The sequence below is a fragment of the Vibrio sp. LaRot3 genome, from assembly GCF_027587025.1.
Taxonomy (GTDB): domain Bacteria; phylum Pseudomonadota; class Gammaproteobacteria; order Enterobacterales; family Vibrionaceae; genus Vibrio.
This window is the reverse complement of record NZ_JAPPTI010000031.1, coordinates 1-653: the sequence shown is the minus strand read 5'-3', so window position 1 is coordinate 653 and position 653 is coordinate 1. Positions and strand designations below refer to the sequence as shown.

The following is a 653-nucleotide window of genomic DNA, read 5'->3' as shown; positions in this document are numbered from 1 at the left end:
ACCTGATTTTACTCACTTAAAAACTTGGCATCGACCTTGTAATAACCCTAGCGATTATTCAATCAATGTTCCGCCCTGCACACGCTCTGGGTGGTTACTAGGACTAATACTTAAGGATTTTAAGATGCCAACTCCATGTTATATCTCTATCGAAGGTGAAACTCAGGGCCTTATCACTGCAGGCGCATGTACTTCTGACTCTATCGGTGACTCTTACGTTGAAGGCCACGAAGATGAGATGCTAGTGCAATTCTTCGACCACGTTGTGACTGTACCTACTGACCCGCAATCTGGTCAGCCTTCTGGTCAACGTGTGCACAAGCCATTCAAATTCACGGTATCACTAAACAAAGCCGTTCCTCTTCTTTACAACGCACTGTCTGCCGGTGAGAAGATGAAGTCAGTGGAGCTAAAATGGTACCGCACTTCTGTAGAAGGTAAGCAAGAGAACTTCTTCACCACTTGTCTAGAAAACGCCTCTATCGTTGATATCCAATGTGAGATGCCACACTGTCAAGACCCTGCATTCGCAGACTTCACTCAAAACCTAACGGTTTCTATGTCATACCGTAAAATCACTTGGGACCACGTTAACTCGGGTACTTCAGGTGCCGACGACTGGCGTAAACCTATCGAAGCATAATCGCTCTCGA

Annotated in this window: 1 protein-coding gene; it reads left to right on the top strand. The window is 45.8% G+C overall.

Annotated features, from left to right (window positions below; all coding sequences use genetic code 11):
• The first annotated feature begins 124 nt into the window (after nucleotides 1–124).
• Entirely contained in the window at nucleotides 125–643 is a 519-nt protein-coding gene (locus OH461_RS20055; protein WP_270022304.1) for an Hcp family type VI secretion system effector, read from the top strand.
• Nucleotides 644–653 lie beyond the last annotated feature (10 nt).

What these genes read in the sequence shown, in the direction of transcription:
- OH461_RS20055 (WP_270022304.1), top strand. Translation starts at nt 125, where the DNA reads ATGCCAACTCCATGTTATATCTCTATCGAAGGTGAAACTCAGGGCCTT.